This is a genomic window from Pandoraea sp. CB10b_02 (assembly GCF_002216225.1).
GTDB lineage: Bacteria > Pseudomonadota > Gammaproteobacteria > Burkholderiales > Burkholderiaceae > Pandoraea > Pandoraea nosoerga.
The window spans coordinates 1-16,509 of record NZ_NJGW02000040.1 but is presented as its reverse complement, the minus strand read 5'-3'; the positions used below and the strand labels follow the sequence as shown (position 1 = coordinate 16,509).

Genomic DNA, 16,509 nt, shown 5'->3' with positions numbered 1-16,509 from the left:
CACCGCTCCACGATACGAAAAGGAGATCTAGATGAAGAAGGTAGTAATCGCAGCATCGGTCGCAACCGTTGCGGGGGCGGCCATTCTGGCGGGCTGCATTTCAACGTCAGTGACCGTGCCGGTGCAGGTCAACGCGGAGCGCACCAATAACGTTGGCGAGACGGTGCGCAGCGAGGAACTGGCGGTGCAGGATACGGTGACGCAGGAGGGGAAGATGCGGCAGGTGACGGGCGTGCAGAGTGAGGAGGCTGGGCCTGTGGCGAAGTAGTGCCTCGGTCCGGGGGGGGGCACACCACTGGATCGGGCAGGCATTGAGAGATGCCCACAATCGCACTGGCGCGAAGGTTTATGGCTGGAAACCTACCACACTTGACGAAGGCAATGCACAACGCATCTCCCATCATCCCCTGGCTGGGCGGCAAGCGCCGGCTGGCCGACGCGAAACTTCCATAGCGGGTTTCGCTTAACTGGAATTCGACCCCGGAAAGTTTCGCATTCCTCAAGCTGTCGCCGTTTCCTTCCCTTCCGCTGCCGCCTTCGCGGCCAGCGCGTCAATCCAGTCCGCCCAAGCCTGCATCATGTCCCGACGTTCTGGCATGTATTCGGCATGGTTGTAGGCTGCCTTCACCTTATCGCGCTCTGCATGGGCAAGCTGTCGTTCAATGACTTCCGACCGCCAGCCAAGCTCATGCAGCAGCGTCGATGCCGTCGAACGAAAGCCATGCCCGGAAAACTTCCCGGCGTAGCCCATGCGTTCCAAGGCCCGATTCACGGTCGTCGCCGTCATGCAGCGCTTCGGGCTGCGCAGGTTCGGAAATAGGAACCGCTGCCCGCCTGACAGCGTATGCAGTTCCCGCAGCAGTTCGACCGCCTGCCGGGACAGCGGGACGATATGGGCTTCCCCGACCTTCATCTTCTTCTTCATCTTCATCCGGCCAGCCGGGATTCGCCATTCGGCTGCGGCCAGATCGAATTCCGTCCATTCGGCCATTCGCAGTTCGACCGTCCGCACGAAGGTCAGCATCATCAGCCGCAAGGCGATGACCGTCCCCCGGTAGCCGCCATACTCGCCCAGCAGGTTCAGGAACTTCGGGATGTCGGCTTTCGACAGCGGCGGGTTATGCCGTACCGGCTTGCGCTTCAATGCCCCGGCAAGGGCCGACGCCGGATCGCTGTCTGCGCGCAGCGTCGCAACGGCATAGCGGAAAATCTGCCCCGACCATTGGCGGATCAGCACGGCGATGGACTGCGCCCCGCGCTTTTCGACGTTCCTGATGATTTCAAGGATATGGGCAGCCTTGACCATACGGATCGGGAAAGCCCCGATCTTGGGGAACACATCTTTGCCAAGGAAGGTTTCGACCTGCTTGCAGTAGTTGGCCGACCAATGCGCGCGGTTCTGTTCGATCCATTCGCGCGCGACCGCCTCGAAGGTGTTGGCATGTTCGCCCATCCGTTGCAGGCGTTCGGCTTCCCTGACCTGCGTCGGGTTCAGCCCCTGCTTGACCTGTTCGCGCGCCCATTCCCTTTCTTTGCGCGCATCGGCCAGCGAAACCGCCGGGTATTCGCCAATGGTGAAAATCCCGTCGGCCTTGGGCGTGATCCAGTATCGGTAGCGCCAGATTTTCGCGCCGCTGGGTCGGATGTCCAGATAAAGCCCTTGGCCGTCGGTCAGCTTGACCGGCTTGTCGCCCGGCTTCGTGTTTCTGATTTTGGTGTCTGTGAGGTTTGCCATCTGCCTACCGGATAAGGGTCGCCCCGAAGGGGTTTTATCCGGTAGGTTATCCGGTTTTTCGTCGGCTGCCAACGAACTAAAGCGAACTAAAGCGGCTAGAACTGCGCAGCCATGAGGCTTTCAAGTGGGTTTAGCGAACTTTAGCGATCCAATGCGGCCACGCATGCAAGTTATCGATCATCAGCAGCATGATGGTCCCTGTTCGTCTGGTGACAAAGGATTGTCGAACGCGTGAGATTTGCGAATTCCCCCTGAGCATGCCCCCACATTGAGTCGCGTGTCCGCGGGGGGAGGGCGCTATGGGGATGAGATGGACGTGGCGGGTTACCGCCACCAGCGCAGGGCAGCGGTCAGGGGCGACCAGAGGAGGGAGGAAGACAGGTACGACTTCATGGTGGCGTCGATTGTAGCAGCAAGCATGGGGTGCCGTGGGCGGGGTGTCGTAAAAAGCGGTCGATCGAGGCGTTTCAGGCGTGTTCTCGGCGTTTTCTGCAAGAATTTGCGTGCGGCGGCCATGGTCGTTCGATGATTCTGCGATGGCCGCCCTCTCGCCAGTGTGCTCAATACTCGGCGTCGAGACCGTCCTGCACCTGCTCGGCCGCACGCAGCACGGCGCGCGCCTTGTTCTCCGTTTCCTGCCATTCCGATTCGGGCACCGAGTCGGCCACGATGCCGGCCGCGGCCTGCACGTACAGGTTGCCGTCCTTGATCACGCCGGTGCGGATCGCGATGGCCACGTCCATTTCCCCGCCGAACGAGAGATAACCGACCGCGCCGCCATACAGGCCGCGCTTGACGGGCTCGAGCTCGTCGATCAGTTCCATCGCCCGCACTTTCGGCGCGCCGGTGAGCGTGCCGGCCGGGAACGTCGCGCGCAGCACGTCGATGTTCGACAGGCCGGGTTGCAGGCGACCTTCCACCGAACTGACGATGTGCTGCACGTGCGAGTACTTCTCGATGACCATCTTGTCGGTCACTTCGACGGTGCCCGTCTGCGCGATGCGGCCCACGTCGTTGCGCGCCAGATCGATGAGCATGACGTGCTCCGCGATTTCCTTCGGGTCGCCGAGCAGTTCGGTGGCGAGTTCGGCGTCGCGCTCGGGCGTGGCGCCGCGAGGACGCGTGCCGGCCAGCGGGCGGATCGTCACGATTTCGTGCTCGCCGTCCGGCGTCTGGCGGCGCTCCTGGCGCACGAGGATCTCGGGCGAAGCGCCCACGACCTGGAAGTCGCCGAAGTTGTAAAAATACATGTACGGCGACGGGTTGAGCGAGCGCAGCGCGCGATAGAGCGAGAGCGGGGCGTCGCGGTAGGGCTTGATGAGCCGCTGACCGACCTGCACCTGCATGAGCTCGCCGGCGGCAATGGCTTCCTTCGCCTTGGCGACGGCCGCCAGATAGTCGGGCTTGGCGAACTCGCGGAAAGTGTCGGTGCGCACGCTGCCCGACGTTACCGGCGCGTCGACCGGCGCCTTCAGGCGCGCGCGCAACTCGCGCAGACGCAAACGGGCCTTCGAATAGGCTTCGGGCTGCGTGGGGTCGGCGTAGACGATGAGGTAGAGCTTGCCCGTCAGGTTGTCGATCACGGCCAGCTCTTCGGTGAGCAGCAACTGGATGTCGGGCAGATGCAGATCGTCGCGCGGCGTGCTGTGCGCGAGCTTCTTCTCGATGTAGCGCACGGCGTCGTAGCCGAAGTAGCCGGCCAGGCCGCCGCAGAAGCGCGGCATGCCGGGGCGCAGCGCCACCTTGAAGCGCGCCTGGAACCGGGTGATGAACTCGAGCGGGTCGCCTTCGTGCGTCTCGACGACCGTGCCGTCGCGCACCACTTCGGTCTTCGGGCCGAAGCTGCGCAGCAGCGTATGAGCGGACAGGCCGATGAACGAGTAACGCCCGAAACGCTCGCCGCCCACCACCGATTCGAGCAGGAACGTGTTGGCGCCGCGCCGGTCGCCCAGCGCGAGCTTCAGGTAGAGCGAGAGCGGCGTGTCGAGGTCGGCGAACGCCTCGGCGATCAGCGGGATACGGTTGTAGCCCTGGTTGGCCAGCGATTTGAATTCGAGTTCGGTCATGTTGCACTCTGCCTGCAGGTTTGCCGGCGGGCGGTCCCGCGGAATCGGCGTGGTTGGCGTTGAGAATACCTGAGTCGCTTGCGGGGTGGCCTGACCGGGAGATCGATGCGCGCCGCCGGGCCGGATGATGGCTTGCGTCGTCACCCGTACCGGCGGCGCTTGCGCGGCGACAGGCCGGGCAAGGACGTGGGTCGAGGCCCGTGGGCCGCAGGCGCGCGACGTCAGGCGCTTGGGCGGACGCGGCGCTGCCTTGCGGCAAGCGTCGGCCGACCTCGACGAACACGCACGCCGTGAACGCGGCGCGCCGATGCATTGACTCTTGGGAACGACAACGATGCAAGAAACGGGTTGCTGAAGACGAGCTCCAGCGGTCCCGGCCACCCCTTGGAAGGGTTTAGCAGGACCAGCGTCGCCAGGGCCAGGCCCCCCGGTCGATCACGCTCAGACTTCGTTTCTTGTTCAGGAACATGCGTTTGAATGCACGGTGGAAGATGACGAATTCAGCTCGCCAGTGTGGGCGTTGCATCGGGCAGGATCACCCTGGCCGCGCCCAGAATTGAGGCGACTATACCATCCGTGTCGATCGTTTGTATAGATTCGCCGTGGTTGTAGCCGTATGGCACCGTGAGCGAGCGGCAGCCCGCCGCCCGGGCGGCCTGCGCGTCGTTGCCCGAGTCGCCCACGAGCACCGCCTGCGACGGCGGCACACCGAACGCCTCGCACGCCTTGACGAGCGGCATCGGGTCCGGCTTGCGCCTGGGCCACGAGTCGCCGCCGTACACCAGGTCGAACTGATCCGACAGGCCGTAGTGCGCGAGCAGATCGACAGCAAAGCGATGCTGCTTGTTGGTGATGCACGCCACCGGCAGGCCGGCGGCGCGCAGGGCCGCGAGACCTTCTCGCACTTCCGGATAAAGCGCCGTGTGCTGGCCGTTGATCGACGTGTAGACGGCTTCGTACTTGTCCTGAGCGCGCTCGAACAGGGCGTCGATCTCGTCCGCGGGAAAGCGCTCGGCCAGCGTTTTGCGCACGAGGTTCGCGGTGCCCTTGCCCACAAACGTCATCAGACGCTCGGTCGGCACAGGTTCGGCGCCCAGATCGGCCAGCATGGCGTTGAGTGCCACGCCGAAGTCGCCGGCCGTGTCGACGAGCGTGCCGTCGAGGTCGATCAGGACTGCGCGAATGCCGTCCAGGCGCGGTGGGGTTTGCGACTGTGTCATGCCACGCTCGCGAGTTGGGCGCGCATCTGGTCGATCACCGCCTTGTAGTCGGGCTTGCCGAAGATGGCCGAGCCGGCGACGAAGGTGTCGGCGCCCGCCGCCGCGATCTCGGCGATGTTCTCGACCTTTACGCCGCCGTCGATCTCGAGACGGATTTCGCGGCCCGTGTCGGCGGTGTAGGCGTCGATGCGCGCGCGCACGGCGCGCAGCTTGTTGAGCGCTTCGGGAATGAACGACTGGCCGCCGAAGCCCGGGTTCACGGACATGATCAGGACCATGTCGAGGCGATCCATCACGTGATCGAGGTAATGCAGCGGCGTGCCCGGGTTGAACACCAGGCCGGCCTTGCAGCCGTTGTCGCGGATCAGGCCGAGCGTCCGGTCGATGTGCTCGGAGGCTTCCGGGTGGAACGTGATGAGGTTCGCGCCCGCCTTGGCGAAGTCGGGCACGATGCGATCGACCGGGCGCACCATCAGGTGCACGTCGATGGGCACGTCCACGTGCGGACGGATCGCCTCGCAAACCATCGGGCCGATCGTCAGGTTGGGAACGTAATGGTTGTCCATGACGTCGAAGTGGATCCAGTCGGCGCCCGCCGCCACGACGTTACGGACTTCTTCGCCCAACCGGGCAAAGTCGGCGGACAGGATACTGGGGGCGATACAGAATTGCGTCATGGCGGGCGGGGGAGTAGCGTCAAAACCGGTATTTTAAAGCTTTCGCATGACGCCTGTCCGTCGCCGGCCGACCGGGCGCCGCGCCGGCGCCGATTGCCGAGGCCGGCGGCGGCCCGCTGCGACCGATTGCGACCCATTGCGACCCATTGCGGCCCGTCGCGACCCATTGCGACCCGTCGCGACTTGCCGCAGAATGCCTTGCAAAACGAGACGGCCCGTGTGCCTCGCACACCCGGCAGGCCGTCATCGAACGAGCGGCGCGAGCCGCCAGACCAGAACGCCAACACAGAGCACGCATGCGCAACAGGAACACGCGATGAGCCAGTACGAATTTACCGTCACGGTGCGCCCGCAATACCTCCCGGAGCAATCGGAACCGGACCGTCGGCAGTTCGCCTTCGCCTACACGATCACGATTCGCAACAGCGGAGAAGTGCCGGCCCAGCTGATCTCGCGCCATTGGGTCATCACCGACGGCGACAACCACGTGCAGGAGGTCAACGGCCTGGGCGTGGTCGGTCATCAGCCGTTCCTGCAACCGGGCGAACAGTTCGAATACACGAGCTGGGCCATGGTCGCCACACCCGTGGGCACCATGCGAGGCGAGTACTTCTGCGTGGCGGAAGACGGCACGCGCTTCGAAGCGCCGATTGCCGAATTCGCGCTCACCATGCCGCGCACCCTGCACTGAGCCGCGGCATGCGCGCAGCGCTCACCGAACGTCAGCGACGGTCGTCGGACCAGTCTTCCCGTTTGAGCGGATCGCCGGAGGTCGCGCGCGCGGCGGGATCGGGCTCGAGCGGGTCGATGCCCTCGACGGTGTCGCTCGGCATCGGTTGCACCACGCGTGTGTGGCGCCTGCGGCGCGTGGGCGACGGCTTGCGACGCAGGATCACGATCGCGGCGACGATCACGATCGCCAGCAACACCTCCGGCAGGACCAGCAAGGCCGGATATTCATCGAACAGATTACCCATGACGCTTTTCCTGAATGTGTTCGGGCGGTGGCGCGCCGGCCGGGGCCTGGCGCTCGCCGCGTTTGCCGCATTGCTCTATGGTTGTTCCAGTGTGCCTCCGTCGGGCACCTATCGTCCAGGCGCGCCGCCCTCGAACGTGGCGACGCCGCCTGCCGGCGCCGGCCGCATGCAGCCCGTGTCGTGGTCTCAGGTCGAGGGCTGGCAGGACGATTCGCTCATCGGCGCGCGTCTGGCGCTCGCGCAGAGCTGCGTCAAACTGAGCCGCCAGCCGTCCTGGCAGCCGGCGTGCCGCGCCTCCGAGCGCCTCGACGATCTCGATCCGGCGGCCGTCCGGCAGTTCTTCGAACAATACTTTACGCCGTTCCGCATTGCGAACTCCGACGGCACGCAGACCGGCCTGATCACCGGCTACTACGAGCCGCTGCTGCACGGCTCGCGCGTGCGCGGCGGCGTGTACCAGACGCCGCTCTACAAATGGCCCTCCGGTCGCAAGCCCGGCACGCTGCCCGCCCGGGCGGAGCTCAACCGCAGCGGCATGCTGCGCGGCAACGAACTGGTCTACGTGGACGATCCCATCGAAGCGTTCTTCCTGCAGGTGCAAGGCTCGGGACAGATTCTGCTCGACGACGGCAGCGTCATGCGCGTGGGCTACGCGGGCAGCAACGATCAGCCGTACAAGTCGATCGGCCGCTGGCTGATCGATCGCGGCGAGATCACGGCCGCGCAGGCGACCATGCAGGGCATCCGCGCCTGGGCGCGCGCCAATCCCTCGCGCGTCGATGCGCTGCTCGACGTGAACCCGCGCTTCGTCTTCTTTCGCGAGATGCCCAATCACGGCGTGGGCGGCATCGAAGGCCCGATCGGCGCGCTGGGCGTGCCGCTCACGGCCGAGCGCTCCATCGCGGTGGATCCGGCGTCGATTCCGCTGGGCAGCCCGGTGTTTCTCTCGACGACGCGTCCGCCCTTTGGTCCGCAGGCGAACGCCCCGATCAACCGGCTCATGTTCGCGCAGGACACCGGCAGCGCCATCAAGGGCGGCGTGCGTGCCGACTTCTTCTGGGGGCTCGGCGACGACGCGGGCGACCTGGCCGGACGCATGCGGCAAAGCGGCCGCATGTGGGTGTTCCTGCCGAATCAGTAAGCCGCGGCGGCACGGCCGCCAGGACGCAAAAAAAGCCCGCGAATTCGCGGGCTTTTTCATGGCGACGTGCGCGCTCGTGGCGTTAGCGCGTGCGCTTGTCGATCACGCGGCGCGCCTTGCCGACCGAGCGTTCGATGCCGCCCACGGGCTTCACGCGCACGGCGCACGACACGCCGATCAGCGTCTTGATGTCGCGCTTGAGCTCGTTGCCCGCCGTCTGCAGCGCTGCGGCGTCGTCGCAGCCCACTGCGGCTTCGACTTCCACGGCCATCGTGTCCATCGGGCCCTCCTTGTCCAGAATGATCTGGTAGTGCGGCGAGAGCACCGGCTGGCGCAGCAGCAGCTCCTCGACCTGCGACGGGAAGACGTTCACGCCACGGATGATCATCATGTCGTCCGAGCGGCCGGTGATCTTCTCCATGCGGCGCATCGTGCGCGCCGTGCCCGGCAGCAAACGCGTGAGATCGCGCGTGCGGTAGCGAATGATCGGCAGCGCCTCCTTGGTGAGCGAAGTGAACACCAGTTCGCCGAACTCGCCGTCGGGCAGCACTTCGCCGGTTTCCGGATCGATGATCTCGGGGTAGAAGTGGTCTTCCCAGATGGTCGGACCGTCCTTGGTCTCGGCGCACTCGCACGCCACACCCGGACCCATCACCTCGGACAGGCCGTAGATGTCGACCGCGTCGATGCCCATGCGCTTTTCGATGGCCGAGCGCATGTCGTTGGTCCACGGCTCCGCGCCGAAGATGCCGATGCGCAGCGACGACTCGGCGGCCACGATGCCCTGGCGCTCGAGCTCGTCGGCGATCGCGAGCATGTAGCTCGGCGTGACCATGATGATGTCCGGCTTGAAGTCCTGAATGAGCTGCACCTGCTTCTCGGTCTGGCCGCCGCCGAACGGAATCACGGTGAGGCCCGCGCGCTCGGCGCCATAGTGCGCGCCCAGGCCGCCCGTAAAGAGCCCGTAGCCGTAGCTGATATGCACCTTGTCGCCGCGTCGCGCGCCGGATGCGCGGATCGAGCGCGCCACCAGGTCGGCCCACGTGCTGATGTCGTTGGCGGTATAGCCCACGACCGTCGGCTTGCCGGTGGTGCCCGAGGACGCATGCACGCGCGATACCTGCTCCATCGGCACGGCGAACATGCCGAACGGGTAGCTGTCGCGCAGATCCTGCTTCGTGGTGAACGGGAATCTGGCCAGATCGGCCAGCGAGCTCACGTCGTCGGGATGGACGCCGGCTTCGTCGAACTTGCGGCGGTAGACCGGCGAATTGTCGTAGGCATGCCGCAACGTCTTCTTCAGACGTTCGAGCTGAAGGGCGCGCAGTTCGTCGAGGCTCGCTTTCTCGATCGGCTCGAGCGGCAAGGCGGTGGTCATGACTGTCTCCTTGGGGACTTGCAACTTACTAGTGCTCAAACGTGTGTCTCGCGCTCTCATGGCCCTGGTCGTGTGTCCCGGGACCGAAGCGAAAGCGCGTACTGCCGGGCCGCCAGCTCAGATGACGCTGCCCTTGATCTGTGCGGACTTGCCGCGGAACATGGCGACCACGTCGCCGGCCGAGTTCGTCACGCGAATGTCGTAGATGCCATGGCGGCCCGAGAGCACCTGCTCCTGTGCCTCGGCCGTGAGCGTATCGCCACCGGCGACCGGCTTCAGGAATTCGATGCTGCAACCGGCTGCGACGGCATTGACGTTGTAGCTGTTGCACGCGAAAGCGAACGTCGAGTCCGCCAGCGTGAACATGAGGCCGCCGTGACAGATGGCGTGACCGTTGAGGAACTCGTCGCGCACGCGCATCGTCATGCGGGCGTAGCCCGGGCGCACTTCCTGCAGTTCCATGCCGAGCCATTGGCTCGCGCGGTCGCTGCGGTACATGGCCTCGCCCGTGGCGCGGGCCAGTGCTTCCGGGGTCATCTCGGCGGTCGCCATGGTGGCGGGGGTACTCGGGCTCATCGTGTCTGTCTCGTCTCGTTGTGCTGCGCTTGTTATGGTCTGCCGCGCGGTGCGTGCGGCCCTGGCGTTCGGTGCGTCGCTGGTGTTGTCTGTGGGGCCGTTCGTGATGGCGATCCGGTTGGCTTGCCCTGAGGGGACTGGGCTCAGCGGCCCTCGAACTTCGGGGCGCGCTTCTCGAGGAACGCGTTCACCCCTTCGGCGTAATCATACGAGGCGCCCAGCGCGCGCTGGCCGTCCCGCTCGAGATCGAGTTGCTGGTCGAGCGTGTTGGTCGCCGACGCGTACAGCGCCTGCTTGATGGTCGCCAGCGCACGCGTGGGCTGCGTGGCGAGGTGCGCGGCGAGCTTCTGGGCTTCGGGCATCAGGGCGTCGTCGTCCACGCAGCGCCAGATCAGGCCCCACTGTTGCGCCTGCTCGGCCGAGAGCTTGTCGCCGAGCATGGCGAGGCCCATGGCGCGCGCCATGCCGACGCGCTGCGGCAGGAACCACGTGCCGCCAGTATCGGGCAGCAGGCCGATCTTCACGAATGCCTGCAGGAAATTCACGGAAGCGCCTGCCAGCACGATGTCGCAGGCGAGCGCCAGATTCGCCCCCGCGCCGGCGGCGATACCGTTTACCGCCGCCACGATCGGCAGCGGCATCGCGCGCAGCTTGCGCACGAGCGGGTTGAAGTTCTCGTCGATCAGCGCGCCGAGGTCGGTCGAGGCGCCCGGCGTGAAGTCGAGATCCGCCAGATCCTGGCCGGCGCAGAAGCCGCGGCCGGCTCCGGTGAGCACGATCGCACGCGCGCCTTGCGCCTGGGCGGCGTCGAGTGCGTCGCGCAGCTCGGCGTGCATCTGCCGTGTGAAGCTGTTGAGCTTCTCGGGGCGGTTGAGCGTGATCGTCGCGACGTTGGCTTGCAGCGTCAGTTGAACCGTGGCGGTCATCGGTGTCTTCCTCCGGATGTCTTGTAGTGACGAACGGCGCGCGAAATCAGACGCGCTCGATCGCGATGGCGATGCCCTGGCCCACGCCGATGCACATCGTGCACAGCGCGTAGCGGCCGCCCGTGCGGTGCAACTGGTACATGGCCGTCGTCACCAGACGCGCGCCCGAGGCGCCCAGCGGGTGACCCAGCGCGATCGCACCGCCGTTCGGGTTCACGCGGGCGTCGTCATCGGCCACGCCGAGCTGACGCAGCACGGCCAGACCCTGACTCGCAAACGCTTCGTTGAGCTCGATCACGTCGAACTGGTCGAGCGTCATGTTCAACTGCTTGAGCAGCTTGACGGTCGCCGGCGCCGGGCCGATGCCCATGATGCGCGGCGCCACGCCGGCCGTCGCCATGCCGAGCACGCGGGCTCGAGGCGTAAGGCCATGCAGCCTGGCGGCGCTCTCGCTCGCGAGCAGCAGGGCGCAGGCGCCGTCGTTCACGCCCGAGGCGTTGCCGGCCGTCACGGTGCCGTCCGGGCGCACCACGCCCTTGAGCCTGGCCAGCGCTTCGAGGCTCGTGGCACGCGGGTGTTCGTCGCGCTCGACGACGATGGCATCGCCCTTCTTCTGCGGGATCGAGACCGGCGTGATTTCCTGCGCGAGCGTGCCGTCGGCCTGCGCACGCGCCGCCTTTTCCTGGCTGCGCAGCGCGAACCGGTCCTGGTCTTCGCGGTTGATCTTGAAGTCGTCGGCCACGTTCTCGGCCGTCTCCGGCATCGAGTCCACGCCGTACTGCGCCTTCATGAGCGGATTGATGAAACGCCAGCCGATGGTCGTGTCGAAAATCGCCGCCTGGCGGGAGAAGGCGCTGTCCGCCTTGCCCATCACGAACGGCGCGCGCGTCATCGATTCCACACCGCCGGCGATCATCAGGCCGGCTTCACCCGCCTTGATGGCGCGCGCGGCGGTGCCGATGGCGTCCATGCCCGAGCCGCACAGGCGGTTGAGCGTGGCGCCCGGCACGTCGATCGGCAGCTCGGCGAGCAGCGCGGCCATGCGGGCCACGTTGCGGTTGTCTTCGCCGGCCTGGTTCGCGCAGCCGTAGATGACGTCGTCGACCTGCGTCCAGTCGACGTTCGGGTTGCGCGCCATGAGCGCCTTGAGCGGGATCGCGCCAAGGTTGTCGGCGCGCACGTCCTTCAGGGCGCCGCCGTATCGGCCGATGGGCGTGCGGATCGCGTCGCAGATGAAGGCTTCGGTCATGATGTCTCGTTCCTGTCTTGTCGTGAGCTATAGAAGAGGGGGCGGCGGCGCGCGTGGTGCGGCCGGCGGCGGTCCGCGCGACGGCGAGTGACTATGGTAATGACTTCCTGTCGCGCGGGCGCGTGTGCGGTGACTTCGCCCGGTGTCCTCTCTCTAATATAGGGGTCGTGTGCCGCTCAGTAGGGCCCGCGTGCCGCTCAGGCGCCGCCCGCTTCGGACCGGGCCGCCACATGGTGGCGGCTTTGCACGACGCGGAAACGGTTGGCGACGAAGGCGGCGTCCGCCAGGCTGGCATTCGCGGCCGGGTTGCCGCCCGTGCCATGGTAGTCCGAATAGGCGGCCGACTGGTTGACGAAGACGCCACCGGTGAGATTCACCGACAGGGCAACGCGGCCTTCGAGGGCGGCGTCGAGCGCCTGGGCCTCGCCCTCGGCGCTCGTCGTGTAGGCCGACAGCGTGAGCGCGCCATGCCGGGCGGCGGTGCGTCCGGCCAGTGCGAAGGCCTGGGCGCTGCTGTCCACGGCGATTACGAAGGTGATCGGGCCGAACCATTCGCGCGTGTAAGTGGCTTCGTCGGCCACGTCGAGCGCCACGATGAGCGGCGTGCGCACGCGGGCGTCGGCAAACGCGGGGTGTTGCAACGGCTGGCTGTCGAGCACCACGCGGCCGAGCTTGCGCGCCTCGTCGATGCGTGCGAGCACGCCCTCGTTCTGGATGGCGCCGAGCAGTTCCACGGCCTTGGCCGGGTCGCTGCAGGTCTTCTGCACGCTGGCGGCAATGGCCGCGACCACTTCGTCGAACGAGACCTTGCCGTCCGGCGTCTGGATGCCGTCGCGCGGGATGTAGATGTTCTGCGGCGCGGTGCACATCTGGCCCGAGTACAGCGCCAGCGAGAAGCCGATGTTGCGTGCCATGCCCTTGAGATCGTCCGTCGAGTCGATCACGATCTGGTTCACGCCGGCCTTCTCGGTGTAGACCTGCGCCTGGCGGGCGTGGGTCTCGAGCCAGTCGCCATTGGCGGTGCTGCCGGTGAAATCGATCACGCGCACTTCGTCGCGCCTGGCGAGTTGCTGGACGAGGGCGCCGTCGTTCGGATTGGTGGCGGCGAGGGTCACGACGTCCGGATCGAAGCCGGCCTCCTCGAGCACTTCACGCGCGACCTTCACGGTGATGGCCAACGGCAGGATGGCGCCCGGATGCGGTTTGACGATCACGGCGTTGCCGGTTGCGAGGCTCGCGAACAGGCCCGGGTAGCCGTTCCATGTCGGGAACGTGCAGCAGCCCAGCACCAGCGCCACGCCGCGCGGCACGACGGTGTAACGCTTTTCCATCGCCAGCGGCGGGTTCTTGCCCTGCGGCTTCTCCCAGTAGGCCGTGTCCGGAATGCGGCGCAACTCGTCCCAGGCGTAGGCCACGGCTTCGAGGCCGCGGTCCTGGGCATGCGGGCCGCCGGCCTGGAAGGCCATCATGAAAGCCTGGCCCGTGGTGTGCATGACCGCGTTGGCCATCTCGAAACTGCGCTCGTTCAGGCGCTTGAGGATTTCCAGCGACACGCCCACCCAGGTCTGCGGCGGCGCGGCGCGCCAGGTCTTGTGGGCGTCGCTTACGCGGGCGAGCAGGGCGTCGATCTCGAAACCGGGATAAGTCGTACCCAGCGCAAAGCCGAACGGCGAGACTTCCTGGCCGACGCTGCCCGTGCTGCCGCGCTGCGCCAGCGGAAATGCGGCATTCAGATATTGCTTGAAGGCGGCTTCACCATCGGCGGCGGCCGTTTCGCCATAGGCGCGCGGGCTCGGCATTTCGGTGAACGGGCTCCAGTAACCACGCGCGGCGATGGCCTGCAGGGCGCGCTCGAGGGTCTCCTGGTGTTTGGCGAAGAAGGGATGGGTCATGGTCGTGGATCTGTCCGTGTCGGGATGCGGCTGGCGGGTTCGTTGTCTGCCGGCGGGCACGGTCGTGCACGACGCGCGCGGCAAGACGCCGGGACGGCCCCGGCGGTCGTCGTCGATATCGTTTGTCGACATTAATTAACCGACCGGTTGGTTTGTTAATATAGCATCAAATCTTTTCGGCGTGGCATGCGATGACGCCGGGTTTTCCCCGACGCCAGCGGCGCTGCGGCGCCGCGCCGGTGGGCACGGCGCGGGGGGGGGCGATGAGCGGGGCAATGAGGGGGCAATGAGGGGGGGGCAATGAGGGCGCAATAAGGGGGGCGTTGTCTGCGTGGCGGAACGAGAGGTGTGTCCCCCGGGGATCGATGGCATCATGCCTAACCACTGCAGTCGACGCCCGGTGAGCCGCTACTGCCGGTTCGTCGCGTGCGCCGCCGCGTTGCCGCTGCCTCGCGGCCATCAGCCCCTACCACAAGACGAGACTTTGACTGGAGGAAGAAGAGGATGACTTACGAGAACATTCTGGTGGAGACGCGCGGCCGCGTCGGCCTGATCACGCTGAATCGTCCGAAAGCGCTCAACGCGCTCAACGACGCGCTCATGGACGAACTGGGCGCGGCGCTCAGCGCTTTCGACGCCGACGACGCCATCGGCTGCATGGTGATCACCGGCAGCGAGAAGGCGTTCGCCGCGGGCGCCGACATCGGCATGATGTCGAAGTACACCTTCGCCGACGTGTTCAAGGGCGACTACATTACGCGCAACTGGGAAACCGTGCGCCGTATCCGCAAGCCGGTCATCGCGGCCGTGGCGGGTTTCGCGCTGGGCGGCGGCTGCGAACTGGCGATGATGTGCGATTTCATCATCGCGGCGGACAACGCGAAGTTCGGTCAGCCGGAGATCAAGCTCGGCGTGATACCGGGGGCGGGCGGCACGCAGCGTCTCACGCGCGCCGTGTCGAAGGCCAAGGCCATGGACATGTGTCTCACGGCCCGCTTCATGGACGCCACGGAGGCCGAGCGTGCCGGACTGGTGTCGCGCGTGGTGCCGCTCGACAAACTGCTCGATGAGGCCGTGGGCGCGGCCAACACCATCTGTGAATACTCGCTGCCGGTCGTCATGGCCGCCAAGGAGGCCGTCAATCGTGCCTTCGAATCGACGCTCGACGAGGGCGTGCAGTTCGAGCGTCGGCTGTTTCATTCGCTGTTCGCACTGGAAGATCAGAAAGAAGGCATGGCGGCGTTCGTCGAAAAGCGCAAGCCGGTTTTCAAGCATCGCTGACGCGTCGGTGAAAAACCGCGACGGCTTCCTTTTTGGAGGCCGTCCTGTGATAGGCTGCCGGTTTTTTCAGCAAGGGACAAAACGATGTCGATCAACCGACGTGCATTTGCGCTGGCCTTGATGTTGGCCTCGGGGCTGCTGTTGGGCGCCTGCGGAAAGAAGGAGGAATCCGCCGCGGGCCGGTCGGTGGGGCCTGAAGGCTCGCAACCCGTGTACGTCGTGGGCTCGGACGCGGCCTACGCGCCATTCGAGTTCGAGACCGATACCCGCCAGATCGCCGGCTTCGACATCGATGTCATGAAGGCTGTCGCCGACAAGGCGGGCATTTCCGTCCGGTTCATCAATACGCCTTTCGAGGGAATCTTCAACTCGTTGGTACAGGGCGACAGGGATATTCTGATTTCGGCGATCACGATCACGGACGAGCGTCGCAAACAGATGGACTTCTCGACGCCGTACTTCGAGGCGTCGCAGCTCATCGCGGTGCCGGTCAACTCGACCGTTCAGAAATTCGACGACCTGAAATCGTTGAAGGTCGGTGTGCAGACGGCCACGACGGGCGACGAAGTCGTGCAGAAGCTCATGGGCAAGAACAATCCGTCCGTAAAGCGCTTCGAAGGCACGCCGCTTGCGATGAAGGAACTCGAGGCTGGCGGTGTGGACGCGGTGGTCGCCGATAACGGCGTGGTCGTGAATTTCATCTCGAACAATCCGAACGCCAAGCTGCGCACGGTTTCCGATAGCAGTTTCCCGAAGGAGTATTACGGCATTGCCGTGCGCAAGGGAGATGCGGAGCTGCTCGCCAAGATCAACAAGGGTATCGATGCGATCAAGGCCGACGGCACGTACGACGCCATCTACGAGCGCTACTTCGGCAAGAAATGAGAAGTCGCGGCGTAAGCCGCCCGCATGGAAAAACCCCGTCACGACGGGGTTTTTTCATGGGCATTCAAATTATTTTCACAAAGGCCTTGCACGGCTTCGGGGTTTTCACTAATATCTCGTCTCTCGCAACGACGGCGACGCGGCGCAAGCGGCGAAGCGACGGAGCGGGAGGGGCCGAGAGGCCCGGTGGTTGGCGGTTTTTGAGCGGGCGAGTTGCTACGGCGGCGAGCGGGAAGTGCGAAAAAACTGTTGACGACGACGAGAAGCTGCGACATAATCTCACTTCTCTGCTGCTGAGGCAGCGACGCGAAAAACGAAGCAACGGTGCGGCAAGTTGGCGACGAAGCGAAGTCAGGCGCGATTGATCTTTAAAAATTGAACAACCGATAAGTGTGGGCACTCGATGAATGGTGCGTCTGCTTCGGCAGATAAGCTTTAAATTTATTGAGGCTCACATAGTAAAAGGTAAGTTAAGCAATTAACTTGTCAGCCTACTTTGAGAGCGA

Annotated in this window: 15 protein-coding genes; 5 read left to right on the top strand and 10 right to left on the bottom strand. The window is 65.5% G+C overall.

The annotated features are described in order from the left end of the window. Positions 1–31 precede the first annotated feature (31 nt). Entirely contained in the window at positions 32–268 is a 237-nt protein-coding gene (locus CDN36_RS22195; protein ID WP_287497940.1) for a hypothetical protein, read from the top strand. Between the two features lie 231 nt (positions 269–499). On the opposite strand, the gene CDN36_RS22190 is transcribed toward CDN36_RS22195, so the two are convergent. The 4 genes from CDN36_RS22190 to rpe form a co-directional block, all read right to left on the bottom strand. Beyond that, positions 500–1,735, bottom strand: coding sequence for a tyrosine-type recombinase/integrase (locus CDN36_RS22190; RefSeq protein ID WP_287497939.1), 1,236 nt, complete (start codon positions 1,733–1,735; stop codon positions 500–502). Positions 1,736–2,295: 560 nt separating this feature from the next. Next, positions 2,296–3,801, bottom strand: coding sequence for an anthranilate synthase component I (gene trpE, locus CDN36_RS22185; protein ID WP_150556162.1), 1,506 nt, complete (start codon positions 3,799–3,801; stop codon positions 2,296–2,298). A gap of 500 nt (positions 3,802–4,301) precedes the next feature. Beyond that, a complete protein-coding gene (locus tag CDN36_RS22180) occupies positions 4,302–5,021 on the bottom strand; it encodes a phosphoglycolate phosphatase (protein WP_150556163.1) in 720 nt (239 codons plus the stop codon). Next, positions 5,018–5,698, bottom strand: coding sequence for a ribulose-phosphate 3-epimerase (gene rpe, locus CDN36_RS22175; protein ID WP_287497938.1), 681 nt, complete (start codon positions 5,696–5,698; stop codon positions 5,018–5,020). The genes CDN36_RS22180 and rpe overlap by 4 nt, the downstream gene beginning before the upstream one ends. A 316-nt stretch (positions 5,699–6,014) precedes the next feature. On the opposite strand from rpe, the gene apaG reads away from it, so the two are divergent. Next, entirely contained in the window at positions 6,015–6,389 is a 375-nt protein-coding gene (gene apaG, locus CDN36_RS22170) for a Co2+/Mg2+ efflux facilitator ApaG/CorD (protein ID WP_039375444.1), read from the top strand. A 31-nt stretch (positions 6,390–6,420) separates the two neighbouring features. Here apaG and CDN36_RS22165 read toward each other — a convergent pair whose 3' ends face one another. Further along, complete coding sequence (locus CDN36_RS22165; RefSeq protein WP_150556165.1) at positions 6,421–6,675, bottom strand: hypothetical protein; 255 nt, start codon at positions 6,673–6,675, stop codon at positions 6,421–6,423. Here CDN36_RS22165 and mltA point away from each other — a divergent pair. Continuing rightward, positions 6,674–7,816 carry a murein transglycosylase A gene (mltA, locus tag CDN36_RS22160; RefSeq protein ID WP_150556166.1) on the top strand — a complete coding sequence of 381 codons (1,143 nt, stop codon included), beginning with the start codon at positions 6,674–6,676 and terminating at the stop codon, positions 7,814–7,816. The two genes, CDN36_RS22165 and mltA, sit on opposite strands and share 2 nt — an antisense overlap. An 82-nt stretch (positions 7,817–7,898) precedes the next feature. Here mltA and paaK read toward each other — a convergent pair whose 3' ends face one another. From paaK to paaN, 5 genes are all read right to left on the bottom strand, one after another. Further along, positions 7,899–9,194 carry a phenylacetate--CoA ligase PaaK gene (gene paaK / locus CDN36_RS22155; protein WP_287497937.1) on the bottom strand — a complete coding sequence of 432 codons (1,296 nt, stop codon included), beginning with the start codon at positions 9,192–9,194 and terminating at the stop codon, positions 7,899–7,901. Positions 9,195–9,311: 117 nt separating this feature from the next. After that, positions 9,312–9,770 (bottom strand): hydroxyphenylacetyl-CoA thioesterase PaaI, encoded by a 459-nt coding sequence (gene paaI / locus CDN36_RS22150; protein WP_174966395.1) that lies wholly within the window; start codon positions 9,768–9,770, stop codon positions 9,312–9,314. Between the two features lie 143 nt (positions 9,771–9,913). Next, on the bottom strand, positions 9,914–10,696 hold the full coding sequence (gene paaG / locus CDN36_RS22145; RefSeq protein WP_287497936.1) for a 2-(1,2-epoxy-1,2-dihydrophenyl)acetyl-CoA isomerase PaaG: 783 nt from the start codon (positions 10,694–10,696) through the stop codon (positions 9,914–9,916). A 46-nt stretch (positions 10,697–10,742) separates the two neighbouring features. Further along, positions 10,743–11,945, bottom strand: a complete 1,203-nt coding sequence (gene pcaF, locus CDN36_RS22140; RefSeq protein WP_287497935.1) for a 3-oxoadipyl-CoA thiolase — start codon at positions 11,943–11,945, stop codon at positions 10,743–10,745. A 197-nt stretch (positions 11,946–12,142) separates the two neighbouring features. After that, positions 12,143–13,837 (bottom strand): phenylacetic acid degradation protein PaaN, encoded by a 1,695-nt coding sequence (gene paaN / locus CDN36_RS22135; protein ID WP_287497934.1) that lies wholly within the window; start codon positions 13,835–13,837, stop codon positions 12,143–12,145. 504 nt (positions 13,838–14,341) lie between these two features. Between paaN and CDN36_RS22130 the strand changes: the two genes are divergently transcribed. Next, positions 14,342–15,118 (top strand): enoyl-CoA hydratase, encoded by a 777-nt coding sequence (locus CDN36_RS22130; protein ID WP_150556171.1) that lies wholly within the window; start codon positions 14,342–14,344, stop codon positions 15,116–15,118. A gap of 84 nt (positions 15,119–15,202) precedes the next feature. Continuing rightward, positions 15,203–16,003, top strand: coding sequence for a basic amino acid ABC transporter substrate-binding protein (locus CDN36_RS22125; protein ID WP_150556172.1), 801 nt, complete (start codon positions 15,203–15,205; stop codon positions 16,001–16,003). Positions 16,004–16,509 lie beyond the last annotated feature (506 nt).

Excerpts from the sequence above, each read along its gene's own strand:
- CDN36_RS22190 (WP_287497939.1), bottom strand. The coding sequence starts at position 1,735 with ATGGCAAACCTCACAGACACCAAAATCAGAAACACGAAGCCGGGCGAC.
- mltA (WP_150556166.1), top strand. The coding sequence starts at position 6,674 with ATGACGCTTTTCCTGAATGTGTTCGGGCGGTGGCGCGCCGGCCGGGGC.
- apaG (WP_039375444.1), top strand. The coding sequence starts at position 6,015 with ATGAGCCAGTACGAATTTACCGTCACGGTGCGCCCGCAATACCTCCCG.
- paaN (WP_287497934.1), bottom strand. The coding sequence starts at position 13,837 with ATGACCCATCCCTTCTTCGCCAAACACCAGGAGACCCTCGAGCGCGCC.
- rpe (WP_287497938.1), bottom strand. The coding sequence starts at position 5,698 with ATGACGCAATTCTGTATCGCCCCCAGTATCCTGTCCGCCGACTTTGCC.
- trpE (WP_150556162.1), bottom strand. The coding sequence starts at position 3,801 with ATGACCGAACTCGAATTCAAATCGCTGGCCAACCAGGGCTACAACCGT.
- paaI (WP_174966395.1), bottom strand. The coding sequence starts at position 9,770 with ATGAGCCCGAGTACCCCCGCCACCATGGCGACCGCCGAGATGACCCCG.
- paaK (WP_287497937.1), bottom strand. The coding sequence starts at position 9,194 with ATGACCACCGCCTTGCCGCTCGAGCCGATCGAGAAAGCGAGCCTCGAC.
- CDN36_RS22165 (WP_150556165.1), bottom strand. The coding sequence starts at position 6,675 with ATGGGTAATCTGTTCGATGAATATCCGGCCTTGCTGGTCCTGCCGGAG.
- CDN36_RS22180 (WP_150556163.1), bottom strand. The coding sequence starts at position 5,021 with ATGACACAGTCGCAAACCCCACCGCGCCTGGACGGCATTCGCGCAGTC.
- CDN36_RS22130 (WP_150556171.1), top strand. The coding sequence starts at position 14,342 with ATGACTTACGAGAACATTCTGGTGGAGACGCGCGGCCGCGTCGGCCTG.
- paaG (WP_287497936.1), bottom strand. The coding sequence starts at position 10,696 with ATGACCGCCACGGTTCAACTGACGCTGCAAGCCAACGTCGCGACGATC.
- pcaF (WP_287497935.1), bottom strand. The coding sequence starts at position 11,945 with ATGACCGAAGCCTTCATCTGCGACGCGATCCGCACGCCCATCGGCCGA.
- CDN36_RS22125 (WP_150556172.1), top strand. The coding sequence starts at position 15,203 with ATGTCGATCAACCGACGTGCATTTGCGCTGGCCTTGATGTTGGCCTCG.
- CDN36_RS22195 (WP_287497940.1), top strand. The coding sequence starts at position 32 with ATGAAGAAGGTAGTAATCGCAGCATCGGTCGCAACCGTTGCGGGGGCG.